Annotated in this window: 12 protein-coding genes; 7 read left to right on the top strand and 5 right to left on the bottom strand. The window is 63.0% G+C overall.

Translation table 11 applies throughout. The features are described 5' to 3' along the window. Window positions 1-145 precede the first annotated feature (145 nt). Window positions 146-871 carry an acetoacetyl-CoA reductase gene (phbB, locus tag CIT26_RS26720; RefSeq protein WP_095495348.1) on the top strand — a complete coding sequence of 242 codons (726 nt, stop codon included), beginning with the start codon at window positions 146-148 and terminating at the stop codon, window positions 869-871. 85 nt (window positions 872-956) lie between these two features. Here phbB and CIT26_RS38355 read toward each other — a convergent pair whose 3' ends face one another. Both CIT26_RS38355 and CIT26_RS38360 read right to left on the bottom strand, forming a co-directional pair. Continuing rightward, entirely contained in the window at window positions 957-1,715 is a 759-nt protein-coding gene (locus tag CIT26_RS38355) for an FAD-dependent monooxygenase (RefSeq protein ID WP_280951136.1), read from the bottom strand. Then, complete coding sequence (locus CIT26_RS38360; protein ID WP_280951137.1) at window positions 1,660-2,202, bottom strand: FAD-dependent monooxygenase; 543 nt, start codon at window positions 2,200-2,202, stop codon at window positions 1,660-1,662. Before CIT26_RS38360 ends, CIT26_RS38355 begins: the two co-directional genes overlap by 56 nt. On the opposite strand from CIT26_RS38360, the gene CIT26_RS26730 reads away from it, so the two are divergent. The 5 genes from CIT26_RS26730 (at window position 2,138) to CIT26_RS26750 (ending at window position 8,799) form a co-directional block, all read left to right on the top strand. Then, the gene (locus tag CIT26_RS26730) at window positions 2,138-2,869 is read left to right on the top strand and encodes a TetR/AcrR family transcriptional regulator (protein WP_280951138.1); all 732 of its coding nucleotides are present in this window, start codon (window positions 2,138-2,140) and stop codon (window positions 2,867-2,869) included. The two genes, CIT26_RS38360 and CIT26_RS26730, sit on opposite strands and share 65 nt — an antisense overlap. A 688-nt stretch (window positions 2,870-3,557) precedes the next feature. Continuing rightward, window positions 3,558-6,962 carry a helicase-related protein gene (locus CIT26_RS26735; RefSeq protein WP_095495349.1) on the top strand — a complete coding sequence of 1,135 codons (3,405 nt, stop codon included), beginning with the start codon at window positions 3,558-3,560 and terminating at the stop codon, window positions 6,960-6,962. A gap of 14 nt (window positions 6,963-6,976) precedes the next feature. Beyond that, window positions 6,977-7,363 carry an RNA-binding S4 domain-containing protein gene (locus CIT26_RS26740; protein WP_095495350.1) on the top strand — a complete coding sequence of 129 codons (387 nt, stop codon included), beginning with the start codon at window positions 6,977-6,979 and terminating at the stop codon, window positions 7,361-7,363. Between the two features lie 149 nt (window positions 7,364-7,512). Then, window positions 7,513-7,851 carry a ferredoxin FdxA gene (gene fdxA, locus CIT26_RS26745; RefSeq protein WP_023762879.1) on the top strand — a complete coding sequence of 113 codons (339 nt, stop codon included), beginning with the start codon at window positions 7,513-7,515 and terminating at the stop codon, window positions 7,849-7,851. 366 nt (window positions 7,852-8,217) lie between these two features. Beyond that, the gene (locus CIT26_RS26750) at window positions 8,218-8,799 is read left to right on the top strand and encodes a CarD family transcriptional regulator (protein WP_027152934.1); all 582 of its coding nucleotides are present in this window, start codon (window positions 8,218-8,220) and stop codon (window positions 8,797-8,799) included. Window positions 8,800-8,902: 103 nt separating this feature from the next. Here CIT26_RS26750 and CIT26_RS26755 read toward each other — a convergent pair whose 3' ends face one another. The 3 genes from CIT26_RS26755 to CIT26_RS26765 form a co-directional block, all read right to left on the bottom strand. Further along, window positions 8,903-9,676: an amino acid ABC transporter ATP-binding protein gene (locus CIT26_RS26755; RefSeq protein WP_095495351.1), complete on the bottom strand. Its 774-nt coding sequence runs from the start codon at window positions 9,674-9,676 to the stop codon at window positions 8,903-8,905. Continuing rightward, a complete protein-coding gene (locus CIT26_RS26760) occupies window positions 9,673-10,353 on the bottom strand; it encodes an amino acid ABC transporter permease (RefSeq protein ID WP_095495352.1) in 681 nt (226 codons plus the stop codon). The genes CIT26_RS26755 and CIT26_RS26760 overlap by 4 nt, the downstream gene beginning before the upstream one ends. 157 nt (window positions 10,354-10,510) lie before the next feature. Next, on the bottom strand, window positions 10,511-11,284 hold the full coding sequence (locus CIT26_RS26765; RefSeq protein ID WP_095495353.1) for an amino acid ABC transporter substrate-binding protein: 774 nt from the start codon (window positions 11,282-11,284) through the stop codon (window positions 10,511-10,513). 330 nt (window positions 11,285-11,614) lie between these two features. Here CIT26_RS26765 and CIT26_RS26770 point away from each other — a divergent pair, with 330 nt between their 5' ends. Beyond that, complete coding sequence (locus CIT26_RS26770; protein WP_095495354.1) at window positions 11,615-12,478, top strand: RNA polymerase factor sigma-32; 864 nt, start codon at window positions 11,615-11,617, stop codon at window positions 12,476-12,478. Window positions 12,479-12,581: the final 103 nt, after the last annotated feature.

Genomic DNA, 12,581 nt, shown 5'->3' on the forward strand with positions numbered 1-12,581 from the left:
TTGCGCATGATCCTTTTCGAAAATCGATTTCGATTTTCGGGGTTCATGCGCCAGCCAAGCCGTGAGATAGTCGGTGGCGAACGGGGCTCAATCGCCGTTAGAGCGTTCAGCGCCCGCCACTCACGAATTAAAAAGGGAGGACACCATGACAAAGGTAGCACTCGTCACCGGCGGGTCGCGCGGTATTGGCGCCGCGATTTCGATCGGCCTGAAAACCGCCGGCTATCATGTCGCCGCGAACTACGCCGGCAATGACGAAGCGGCGCAGAAATTCAAGGCAGAGACTGGCATCCCGGTCTACAAATGGTCGGTGGCTGACTACGATGCCTGCGCCGCTGGCATCAAGCAGATCGAGGCCGATCTCGGCCCGGTTTCCGTTCTGGTCAACAATGCCGGCATCACACGCGACGCCATGTTCCACAAGATGACGCGCGAGCAATGGAAAGAGGTCGTCGACACCAATCTTTCCGGCGTCTTCAACATGACGCACCCGCTGTGGGGCGGCATGCGCGACCGCAAGTTCGGCCGCGTCATCACCATCTCCTCGATCAACGGCCAGAAGGGTCAGACCGGCCAGGTCAATTATTCGGCGTCGAAGGCCGGCGACATCGGCTTCACCAAGGCGCTCGCCCAGGAAGGGGCGCGGGCCGGCATCACCGTCAATGTCATCTGCCCCGGCTACATCGCCACCGAAATGGTCAGGGCAATGGACGAGAAGGTGCTCAACGAGCGCGTCATCCCGCAGATCCCGGTCGGCCGCCTCGGCGAGCCGGAAGAGATCGCACGCTGCGTCGTCTTCCTCGCTTCCGATGATGCCGGTTTCATCACCGGCTCGACCATATCAGCCAATGGCGGTCAGTATATCACCTGAGGCGTCGGCCTCGCCGGTAACTGATGTACCGACCCAACGCCCACACGGCCAAGACCGAGGGCTGAGAGCCGCACAATCGCGGCTGTCAGGCAACAAGCTTCAGCCCTGGTTCGGCTGCAGGCTTGGTCTGGGCGATCGGCTCGCGCGAAGATGCCGGCAGGCGGGCAAGCGGCGCCCGGCTGAGGCCTGATAGTTTCAAGGCGAAACGACGCTTCAGGAATGGATTGAGGTTCAGCACCGAAAGCACGAGATTGCGGACGAACCGCTTCACCGAACTGCGGGTAAGCGCCATGTCGGTCATCGTGCCCGCCAGTTCAAGCACCTCTTGGGCCGCCGGGCGTCGCAGCGTTTCGTAGAGGTCGAGCTCGGCTTCCGGGCGCACGCCGTTCACCACGTCGCCAAGCAACTGGCCAAGCACGACCGCGTCGATGATGCCGGTGTTCATGCCTTGCCCTCCCGCCGGGCTGTGCACGTGCGCGGCATCGCCCATGAGGAACAATCGGTCCTTGCGGTACGAGCGGACCAGGCGGTGATGCACACGAAAACGCGAGCTCCACGACAGCTCGAGCACCCGGGTTCTTTTCCTGGTCGGTCCGCGGCTGTCGAGCAGCGCCTGGATGTCAGCGATCTCGGGCTTTTCCGGTGCGTCATCCATTGTCGCGACGACCCGGTACGATCCGTCCGGAAGCGGCGCCACCACCACCAGCCCGGCCGGTGCAAAGAACAGCGACACTTCCGTCGGGCCAACCGGCCAGTCGAGACGAACATCGGCGAGTACGAACGAAGCGTCATAGGCCGCGCCGTCGAACTCGATGCCGGTCGACCTGCGCACCAGGCTGTTCATGCCGTCGGCACCAACGACATAGCGTGCCGATATCAGTTTCTCGCGGCCATTCTCGACCACCCGTCACGCGCGCGCCGTCAGCATCCTGAATGACTGCCTTGGCCTCGACCATGCGGTGAATCACACCGCCCAGGGCGGCGATCCGTTCGGCGAACACCTGCTCGGTCAGATTCTGAGGCAGCATCATCAGATAAGGATGCTTCGACGGAAGCTTGCTGAAATCGAGCTTGAGCAGCGCCCGATTGCGGTCGCGGATGGCGAAATTCTGCAGCTTCAGGGCAAGTTCGCTCAGCCGCTGCGTAACGCCGAGAGGCTCCAGCGTTTCCAGCGTCTGCGCGTGGATGACGCCAGCCCGCGAGGTCTGAAGGCCCTGCGCCAGCTTATCGATCAGAACATGATCGACACCGGCCCGGTGCAGCACGATGGACAGCGCCATGCCGGTCGGGCCGGCGCCAATGATCAGGACTTCCGTTGTATCGGGCAACATTTCTTCTCTCCATTTGTCAACAGCCGTTGACTTTCTAATCGAACCTATTGCATTTGTCAACGGCCGTTGGCATATGAATTTCATGACCGAGAATCAGCCGAAGAAACCCAGCAAATCGGACCGCACGCGCGCCCAAATCCTCGAGGCCGCGCGGCTCCTGTTCGCCGAGCACGGCTATGACGGCGCCTCCATCCGCGACGTCGCGGCGCATGCCTCGATCGATCCGGCCATGGTGATCCGCTATTTCCGCAGCAAGGACGAGCTGTTCGCCAGGGCGGCGGTCGTCGACCTGCAATTGCCGGCACTGCGGGCGATCGACCGAAACACAATCGGTGAAACGCTGATCAGGCGTTTTCTCGAAATCTGGGAAGGCCCGGCCAGCGGTCCTGGCATGGCAATTCTGCTGCGTTCGGCGACGTCGAACGAATTCGCCGCCGAAAAGCTGCGTGACGTATTTGGCCACCAGGTCAGGCCGGTGGTTGCGGCGGTCGCTGATCCCGCCGACGCGGGTCGACGTGCCGGGCTCGTTTCGAGCCAGTTGCTGGGTTTGGCGATGTGCCGATACCTGCTGCGGCTTCCGCCCGTCGTCGCCCTGTCCCACGATGAAATCATTCAGAACGTCGGCCCTATTTTGCAGCGCTATGCCGTGGGAGAGAACGTTTCTTGAACCTGCCGTTCAGCATTGTTGGCCGGGTCTGGTCCTCTTGCGCGACTGCGCCGACCGACGGACGTGCACCGATTTGTGCCGAAGCGGTACGCAAAGGTTAACGGCGGCCGCGCGGCCTGTGCAAAACCCTGTTCACCGCCTGTGGATATTCGGTGGAAAACCTATTCACGACACAACATATTGGGGCGAACAAACCAAGAAACATCCGCGAGCGCTGATTCGTCGCCGTTTCGTTCCGGCTTTGAGCGGAAGGTTAACGACAAAGGTCGAAAACATCCCTCAAACCGTTAAGGCGCGTTAGGAAAGATCAATAATTTCATAATGTTGGGTGACGCCTGCCGGCATGCGCCGATCGTTCATCGGCAAATGCTAACGACGACGTCCGCCGTGCATGAATCGGGCCAGTTCGGCGATTCAGCATGTGGTGAGACTTGCCGGCAAAAAACCCAGATGTAGCCGTGAACAAAACCTGAATCAGCAAGAGTCAGCGATTCGTAGCTGATTCGTTCCAGACTCGTTCCAACCGTTAAATCAGGATCGGTTGACAACACCAGACGAGAGCCTTCGTGCTGCCGTCGGAACATTCCGCTTTCGCTTCGCGCCCGAAATCCCTATGTGTCGGCTGTCACCCGCGCCACCACGGGCGCGCTCCCGACAACGCGAGGCAGAGAGCCTTATTTCCAGGTCGATGAACATCCAGCCGAAACACACTGAACCGCTGATCCTGTCGGGCCGCGACGTGACCGCCGTGCTCGGGCCGACCAACACCGGTAAGACCCATCTCGCCATCGAGCGCATGGTGGCGCATGAAAGCGGCATTATCGGCCTGCCGCTCAGGCTGCTCGCCCGCGAGGTTTATTCACGCGTCTGCGAGAAGGTCGGCGCTCACAAGGTGGCGCTCATCACCGGCGAGGAGAAGATCCAGCCCGACGGCGCCAGATATTCGGTCTGTACCGTCGAAGCCATGCCGCGCGAGACTGACGCCGCTTTCGTTGCCATCGACGAGGTCCAACTGGCCGGCGATCTCGAGCGCGGCCACATCTTCACCGACCGCATCCTGCATCTGCGCGGCCGCCAGGAGACACTGCTGCTCGGCGCAGCCACTATGCACGGCATCCTCCAGCGTCTGCTGAAGGGCGTGTCGGTGGTGACGCGGCCACGGCTGTCGCATCTCGCCTATGCCGGCTCGAAGAAGCTGACCCGCCTGCAGCGACGCACGGCGATCGTCGCCTTTTCCGCCGACGAGGTCTATGCCATTGCCGAACTGATCCGCCGCCAGCAAGGGGGTGCGGCCGTCGTGCTCGGCGCGCTATCACCCCGCACTCGCAACGCGCAGGTGGAGCTGTTCCAATCGGGTGATGTCGATTACCTGGTCGCCACCGATGCGATCGGCATGGGCCTCAACCTCGATCTCGATCATGTCGCCTTCGCCCAGAACCGCAAGTTCGACGGCTACCAGTACCGCAATCTGACAGCGGCCGAGCTCGGCCAGATCGCCGGCCGCGCCGGCCGGCACTTGCGCGACGGAACCTTTGGCGTCACCGGCCAGGTCGATCCACTGGACGAGGAATTGGTCAAGAAGATCGAAGCGCATGATTTCGACCCGGTGAAGGTGCTGCAATGGCGCACCGCGCGTTTCGATTTCGCCAACCTCGACGCGCTGAAGCGCTCGATCGAGACCAACGCGCCGGTTGAAGGCCTGACGCGTGCGCTGCCGGCGGTGGATGCGCAGGCGCTCGAGCATTTGTCCCGCGACGAGGACATCCGGGCGCTTGCCACCGACGCCAGGCGCGTGGCGCTGTTGTGGGAGGCCTGCGCCCTTCCCGACTACAGGAAGATCGCGCCGGCTCAGCATGCCGACCTGATCGCCTCGATCTATATGGACCTTGCCAGGCATGGCCATGTCGACGAGAATTACATGGCCGAGCAGGTGCGCCGTGCCGACACCACCGAGGGCGACATCGACACGCTGTCGCACCGGATAGCCCAGATCCGCACCTGGACTTTCGTTTCCAACCGGCCCGGCTGGCTGGCCGATCAGGCACACTGGCAGGAAAAGACGCGCGAAATCGAAGACAGATTGTCGGATGCGCTGCATGAGCGGTTGACGAAACGCTTCGTAGACCGCAGGACTTCCGTCCTCATGCGGCGCCTTAGAGAAAATACCATGCCTGAAGCCGAAATCAGCCCAACCGGAACCGTCCTCGTCGAAGGCCATCATGTCGGTGAGTTGCAGGGGTTCCGCTTCACCGCCGACCAGAGCGCCGGCGGCGAGGACGCCAGGGCGGTGCGCACAGCAGCCCAGAAGGCGCTTGCAGCCGAATTCGAGGCGCGGGCCGAACGCTTCGGCGCCTCGGCCAACGGCGACATCGCGCTCGGCTCCGACGGCACGCTGCGCTGGATCGGTGCACCGATCGGCACGCTGGTCGCAGGCGACGAGCCGTTGAAGCCGCGCCTTGTGCTGCTGGCCGACGAGCAGCTCACCGGACCCGCCCGCGACAAGGTCGCGTCGCGCGCCGAGCGCTTCGTCAATTTCCAGATCGAGTCCCTGCTGAAACCGCTGGTCGACCTCAAAAACACCGAGCAGATCACCGGCATCGGCCGCGGCATCGCCTTTCAGCTCGTCGAGCATTTCGGCCTCATCAACCGCCGCGACATCGCCGAGGAAATGAAGTCGCTCGACCAGGAAGGCCGCGCCGCCCTTCGCCGGCTCGGCGTGCGCTTCGGCGCCTACCACGTCTTCGTGCCCGCGCTGATCAAGCCAGCCCCGGCTGGACTGGTGACGCTGTTGTGGGCGCTGGGGAACGACGGCAAGGACAAGCCCGGCTTTGGCGACGTGGTTCACGCGCTGGCCTCCGGCCGCACCTCGGTGGTCATCGATCCCACCTTCGACAAGGCCTTCTACAAACTGGCCGGCTACCGCAATCTCGGCCGTCGCGCGGTGCGCGTCGACATCCTCGAACGGCTGGCCGACCTGATCCGGCCCGCAACCAACTGGAAGCCGGGCCTCGGCCAGCGCCCCGACGGCGCCTATGACGGTCAGTCCTTCATGGTGACGCCGCCAATGATGTCGATCCTCGGCGCCACGGCCGACGACATGGAAGAGATTTTGAAAGGCCTCGGCTACCGGGCGGAGCCGAAGCCGGCGGTCGAGGTGAGGGCACGGCTCGAGGCACAGGACAATGCCGCGCGTGAAGCCGCCGCGGCCAAGCAGGCGGCGGAAGAAGCTGCGCGAGCCGAGCAGGCCAAGGCAGCGGACGCCGCGGTTGCGGACGCAGCCGCCGAGGCGCCGGCCGAGAGTTCGGAGCCGGCTGCCGTGGCAGAGGCCGCAGCCGAAGGTCCCGCGGAACCCGCCGCCGAAGCGGAACCTGTCGCAGAAGCTCAGCTGGAAACTCCGGCTGAGGTCACGGTAGAGGGGCTGCCTGCAGCCGAAGCCGCAGCTCCAGAGGCAGCACCCGAAACCGCCGAGGTTGAGGTCGCACCGGCGGAGCCGGCTTTCGAAGCCGCTGCCGCAACGGAAGCAGTGTCGGTCGAACCTGCCGCGGCGACGGAAGCCGCCACCGGCGAGGCTGCTCCAGAGGCCGAGAAAGATGCCGAAGACCCAAAACCCATCCTGTTGTGGCGGCAGGGCCGCTTCGACCAGCGTCCGCGCCACCGCCACCGCGACAACAGGCCCCGTGACAGTCATAGGGACAATCGCCCGCGCAACGGGCAAGCCGCCCGCGATGGCCGTGGCGACGCACCGGCAGATGCCACCGGCGGACAACCGGCCGGCGCTCCAGGCAGCCGGCCCCCCCATCAAGGACGCCGCGACGGCGACGGCGCCGGCAAGCCGCGCTTCGACCGCAGCAAGTTCAAGCCGAAGCCTCAGGGTGAGGCAGGGGAACGGCGCGACGGCAAGCCGCAGGGCGAGCGTCCCGATCGTCGCGAAAGCCGGCCCGACTGGAAGGGCGGCAGGCAGGACGGCAAGGGTGGCGCACCAGGTGGAAAGCCCGCGTTCCAGCCTAAGCCTCGCGAGGAGCGTCCCGTGCGCTTCGACCCGGATTCTCCATTCGCCAAGCTCGCCGCGTTGCGCGACCAGCTGAAGAAGTAAGTTCGCTCGCTCCGATGGTCGCCGAAGGCCGCCAGCGCATCGACAAATGGCTGTTCTTTTCGCGTGCGGTGAAATCGCGCTCGCTGGCAGCGAAGCTGGTGGTGGCCGGACGCGTCCGCATCAATCGCGACAAAGCAGCGCAGGCCTCCGATCTGGTCCGGGCCGGCGATGTCCTGACCATCACTCTCGAGCGGCGCATCTTCGTCTGGAAGGTGCTCGGCACGGGAAGCCGGCGCGGCCCTGCCGAAGAAGCGCGCATGCTCTACGAGGATATGTCGCCGCCGCCCGCGCCGAAGGGCGAGGCCGTTGCCGATGCGATTCCCGCGCTGCGCGATGCCGGCAGCGGCCGCCCGACCAAGAAGGAACGCCGGGAGACCGACCGGTTGTTAGGCGACGACTGACGCATAACCGGGCTTCGCCGCATCGCCCCTCTGGAATTCCATTCCGGAAACACCGGTATCGCGCGCAATGGCTGCCCTTGCAAGCGACGGGTAAAGACGTTACCTCACCAAAAAAGCCTAACAAAAACGGGACGTCCCGGAGCCGACCGATGACCTATGTCGTGACCGACAATTGCATAAAATGCAAATACATGGACTGCATCGAGGTCTGTCCGGTCGACTGTTTCTACGAAGGCGAGAACATGCTCGTCATCCATCCCGACGAATGCATCGACTGCGGCGTCTGCGAACCGGAATGCCCGGCCGACGCGATCAAGCCCGACACCGAGCCGGGTCTCGACAAATGGCTGCAGATCAACACCGAATACGCTGATAAATGGCCCAACATCACCGCCAAAAAGGAGCCTCCGGCCGACGCCAAATCCTTCGATGGCGAGGCCGGCAAGTTTGAGAAATATTTCTCCCCCGAGCCCGGCGAGGGCGACTGACAAGACCGCTGTTTCAGCCAGCATAACGCCGCGTAAAAGGCATGGTACATTAACTGCCTTGACAGGCGGCGATGGCGCATGGCCTTCGCGCGTGCAGCAAAACCTTGATTCTTCCGACTTTTTGTGCTACATCAACCAAACATGCCGGTGACACAACGTCGATTTATGGCGCAAACGCCCCAAATCACTGAAAGGTGAATTTCTCAATCCGGACCAGAGTGATCTGGGGCAGGCGGTCGCAATTATGCGGTTTGCCAGCCTCGGCTTTCCCGGTGGGTTCGTAGTTGTGCGGCTAACGATCGGTTACCCGATCGCGCGAGTTCGGCCGGCAGAATGCCGGTACCACACCAAGGAGTTCATGGCGTAATGGCAACAATCACCCCGCAGAAGAAGTCCAGCGCAGCGCGTCACGGTTTTAAGACCGGCGAGTACATCGTCTATCCGGCGCATGGCGTCGGCCAGATCGTCTCGATCGACGAGCAGGAAGTTGCGGGCCACAAGCTGGAACTATTCGTCATCGACTTCCAGAAGGACAAGATGCGTCTGAAAGTGCCGGTTGCCAAGGCGACCTCCATCGGCATGCGCAAGCTGTCGGAAGAGGATTATGTCGATCGCGCGCTGAAGGTCGTGCAGGGCCGCGCCCGCGTCAAGCGCACCATGTGGTCGCGCCGCGCCCAGGAATATGATGCGAAGATCAATTCCGGCGACCTGATCTCGATCTCCGAAGTGGTGCGCGACCTCTACCGCGCCGACAACCAGCCGGAGCAGTCCTATTCCGAGCGCCAGCTTTATGAGGCGGCACTCGACCGCATGGCGCGCGAGATCGCGGCCGTCAACCGCATGTCGGAAACCGAAGCGGTGCGCCTCATCGAGGTGAATCTCAACAAGGGTCCGAAGCGCGGCGCCAAGGCCGACAACGAAGAAGCCGAGCAGGAAGAAGCAGCCTGAGCGCTTCTCGCCTTCGAATTTGGAAAAACCCGGCCTCGCGCCGGGTTTTTCTTATTATGCATGTCGTTGTCCCTAAACCGCTGCGCACTTTGGGCGACATGCATTAACCTTCGCCGCCGCCTTCCTTCTCCGCTTCCTGCTTCAGCGTCGCGATGAACCGCTTGGTTCGCTGCCGCTCCGGATTGCTGAACAAAACAGCGGCGGGGCCTTTCTCGACGATGGCGCCGGCGTCGAGGAACACCACTTCCTGCGCGATCTTCGAAGCGAGGCGCAAATCATGCGTCGCCATCACCATGGTGGTGCCCTCACGAGCGAGCTTACCGAGCACGTCGACCACCTCCTGCGCCAATTCCGGGTCAAGCGCCGAGGTCGGCTCGTCGCACAGCAGCACTTTTGGCGACGGCGCCAGCGCCCGGGCGATCGCCACGCGTTGCTGCTGGCCGCCTGACAGCGTCGCCGGCCAGGCATCGGCCTTGTGCGCCATCCCAACCTTTTCGAGCAGAGCGAGCGCCCGCTCGCGCGCTCGCGCGACCGGCCATTTCAGCACCGTCACCAGCCCCTCCATGACATTTTCGATTGCCGTGCGGTGCGGAAACAGCTGGAAATTCTGGAACACCATGCCGGTCTGCAGCCGCAGGCGCTGGATGGCCCTGCCGGAAACCTTGCCGCCGGGGTGGAATTCGAGCGCGTCGTCGCCGATGCGCACCGTGCCCGAAGTCGGGATCTCGAGCAGGTTGATGCAGCGCAGAAGCGTGCTTTTCCCGCCGCCCGAGGGACCGACAAGGGCGGTGACGCTGCCTTCCTCGATGGTGACCGTCACGCCCTTCAGCACAAGATTGTCGCCGAAGCGCTTCTCGATGTTGGTAAGACCGATCATGAGCGCGCCTCCAGGAAGCCGCCATAGCGGCTGAGCCGCTTTTCCAAGCGCGTCTGCAACGCCGACAGCACCGAGCTCAGCGCCAGATAGAGAGCCGCCGCCTCGACATAGAGGATCAGCGGCTCATAGGTGGTGGCGACGATGCGCTGCGCCGCCTGGAACATCTCCGGCACGGTGATGGCGGCGGCCAGCGATGTATCCTTGACCAGCGAGATGAAGGTGTTTGACAGCGGCGGCACCGCGACGCGGCCTGCTTGTGGAAGAATCGTGCGCCGCATCGCCTGGCCCCAGGTCATGCCGATCGAATAGGCCGCCTCCCACTGCCCCTTCGGCACCGAGCCTATGACGGCGCGGATGATCTCCGACGTATAGGCGCCGATGTTGAGCGTGAAGCCGATCAACGCAGCTGAAAAAGCGTCGAGCAGGATGCCGACCGAAGGCAGGCCGTAGAAGATCAGGAAGAGTTGCACCAGAAGCGGCGTGCCACGGAAGATCCAGACGTAGAAGCGGACCACGGCGACCAGCGGCTTCGGGCCGAACAGCCGGACGAGCGCCGCAACCAGTCCTACGAAGAGACCGAATGCGAACGACAGTAGCGTTAGCGGCACGGTGAAGATCAGCGCGGCCCATAGCAGCGTCGGCAACGAGTCCAGCATCAGTTGCAGCCAGTGCGGCACGAAAACCCTCCTTGCGAGATTGCCCCCCAAAACCGCCCCGGCAGCATAGGCGCGATCATACGGTCGTCATATCACGCGAAAAGCGGCGGCCGTCAAAGACAGCTCGCCGCGATACTTGCCATGCGGGCCGGCAACCGGCTCGCTCCGTGAAATACGTTTACTTCGAAACGTCCTGGCCGAAATAAGTGTCGGCGATCTTCTGGTAGGTGCCGTCGGCCTTGATATCGGCCAGCGCCTGATTGATGGCGGCGACCAGTTCCGGATCGCCCTTGCGCACGAGGACGCCGGAATAGTCGGCGTTTTCTTCCTGCGCGGCGATCTTCACATTGGCGTCGGGCTTGTGCTTCTTGAAATCGAGGAAGGACAGGCTGTCGTTGATGGTGGCGTCGGCGCGGCCGGTAAGAAGCAGCTGGATCGACTGGTCGAAACCATCGGTGCCGACGAGCTCGGCGCCGTTCGCTTCGGCGAGCTTGCCGAAATTCGAGGTCAGCGACTGCGCCGCCTTCTTGCCCTTGAGGTCGGCAAAGCTCTTGATGTCGGTATTGTCGCCGCGCACGATCAGCACCGCCTTGGAAGCGATATAGGGATCGGAGAAATCATACTTGGCCTTGCGCTCCTCGGTGATACCGACCTGGTTGATGACGGCGTCATAACGCTTGGCGTCGAGGCCGGCGATCAGCCCATCCCATTTGCCTTCGAGGAATTCGGCCTTGACGCCGAGGCGCTCGGCGATCGCCTTGGCGATCTCGACATCGAAGCCGACCAATGCGCCCGAGGCATCATGATAGGTGAAGGGGGCATAGGTACCTTCCGTGCCGACCTTGAAGACACCGGCCTGCTTGATCTGCTCGAGATTGGCGCCGGCATGGCCTGATGTGATGGCCAGTACCTGCAGTGTTGCGGCGACGATAAGCGAATTGAGCCATTTCATTTTTCTGTGATCCCGTCATTGGCCGGCGTCCGGCGCATTTGTGAGCGCCGGAAACTGACAGATGCAGGCTGGCGAAATAAGAAATCAGATTTCGAAAATGAGACGCTTTCGAAATCCAATTCTCAAAACCACATCGAGTCACGCCAACCGACCACGTAGCGACCGCCGCAACGAGCTTTCGGCAGTGCAATCCACGCGACATCAGCGGCGGAACCATTCACCCGCGTGGCACGTTCTTGGCTGTTGTAGGCGCGGCGTCGCCAATTCAACCACGATGCCAGCTCAGGGTTCGAGCGATCGCACCGCAACGCCCGGAACAGGGAGCGTGGCATGATGGAAGATATGGCAGGGCGAACCATGGTCCGCGCGGCGATGAAAGCCCCCTATCTCGAGCGCGACGAAGAGCATCTTCTCGCGCTGCGCTGGAAGGAAGACAACGACCAGCAGGCGCTGCACCAAATCGCCATGGCACATATGCGTCTGGTCATTTCCATGGCCTCGAAATTCCGCCACTACGGTCTGCCGCTCGGCGATCTGGTCCAGGAAGGCCATGTCGGCCTGCTGGAGGCGGCGGCGCGTTTCGAACCGGAACGCGAGGTGCGGTTTTCGACCTACGCGACATGGTGGATTCGCGCCTCGATGCAGGACTATATCCTGCGCAACTGGTCGATCGTGCGTGGCGGCACCAGTTCGGCGCAAAAGGCGTTGTTCTTCAATTTGCGGCGCCTGCGCGCCCGCCTGGCGAACGGTGCCGAGCCGATCTCGAATACCTCGCTCTACCGCGAGGTGTCGGTGGCGCTCGGCGTCTCGGAAGCCGACGTGGCGATGATGGACTCCCGCCTTTCGGCACCGGATAGTTCGCTCAACCAGCCGCTCGCCGACGATGCGGGCGCCACCGAGCGAATGGATTTCCTGGTTTCGGACGATCCTTTGCCGGACGAGGTCGTGGGCGACACGATCGATGTCGAACGCCGTTCTGTCTGGCTGAAAACGGCGCTCGGCGCGCTCAATGCCCGCGAGCTCAGGATCATCGAGGAGCGCCGGCTGAGCGACGAGGGCGCGACACTCGAAGCCCTCGGCGAGGCGCTCGGCATCTCCAAGGAACGCGTCCGCCAGATCGAGGCACGCGCCATGGAAAAGCTCAAGGTGGCGCTGGTGAAGCAAAACCCCGAGTTTCTGGCGACCGCCGCCTAGGGGTGCGTTGAGATTCAGGTCAGGCCGAGCCGAAAGCGGTGGGTTCCGAGAACCGGAGCGGAGCGTACTTTTGGGTACGAGAGCACCGGAAGCGCAGGAAACT

It is taken from the genome of Mesorhizobium temperatum (assembly GCF_002284575.1).
Classification (GTDB): Bacteria; Pseudomonadota; Alphaproteobacteria; order Rhizobiales; family Rhizobiaceae; genus Mesorhizobium; species Mesorhizobium temperatum.

What these genes read in the sequence shown, in the direction of transcription:
- phbB (WP_095495348.1), top strand. Translation starts at nt 146, where the DNA reads ATGACAAAGGTAGCACTCGTCACCGGCGGGTCGCGCGGTATTGGCGCC.
- CIT26_RS26730 (WP_280951138.1), top strand. Translation starts at nt 2,138, where the DNA reads ATGGACAGCGCCATGCCGGTCGGGCCGGCGCCAATGATCAGGACTTCC.
- CIT26_RS38355 (WP_280951136.1), bottom strand. Translation starts at nt 1,715, where the DNA reads ATGAACAGCCTGGTGCGCAGGTCGACCGGCATCGAGTTCGACGGCGCG.
- CIT26_RS26750 (WP_027152934.1), top strand. Translation starts at nt 8,218, where the DNA reads ATGGCAACAATCACCCCGCAGAAGAAGTCCAGCGCAGCGCGTCACGGT.
- CIT26_RS26765 (WP_095495353.1), bottom strand. Translation starts at nt 11,284, where the DNA reads ATGAAATGGCTCAATTCGCTTATCGTCGCCGCAACACTGCAGGTACTG.
- CIT26_RS26735 (WP_095495349.1), top strand. Translation starts at nt 3,558, where the DNA reads ATGAACATCCAGCCGAAACACACTGAACCGCTGATCCTGTCGGGCCGC.
- CIT26_RS38360 (WP_280951137.1), bottom strand. Translation starts at nt 2,202, where the DNA reads ATGTTGCCCGATACAACGGAAGTCCTGATCATTGGCGCCGGCCCGACC.
- fdxA (WP_023762879.1), top strand. Translation starts at nt 7,513, where the DNA reads ATGACCTATGTCGTGACCGACAATTGCATAAAATGCAAATACATGGAC.
- CIT26_RS26740 (WP_095495350.1), top strand. Translation starts at nt 6,977, where the DNA reads ATGGTCGCCGAAGGCCGCCAGCGCATCGACAAATGGCTGTTCTTTTCG.
- CIT26_RS26770 (WP_095495354.1), top strand. Translation starts at nt 11,615, where the DNA reads ATGATGGAAGATATGGCAGGGCGAACCATGGTCCGCGCGGCGATGAAA.
- CIT26_RS26755 (WP_095495351.1), bottom strand. Translation starts at nt 9,676, where the DNA reads ATGATCGGTCTTACCAACATCGAGAAGCGCTTCGGCGACAATCTTGTG.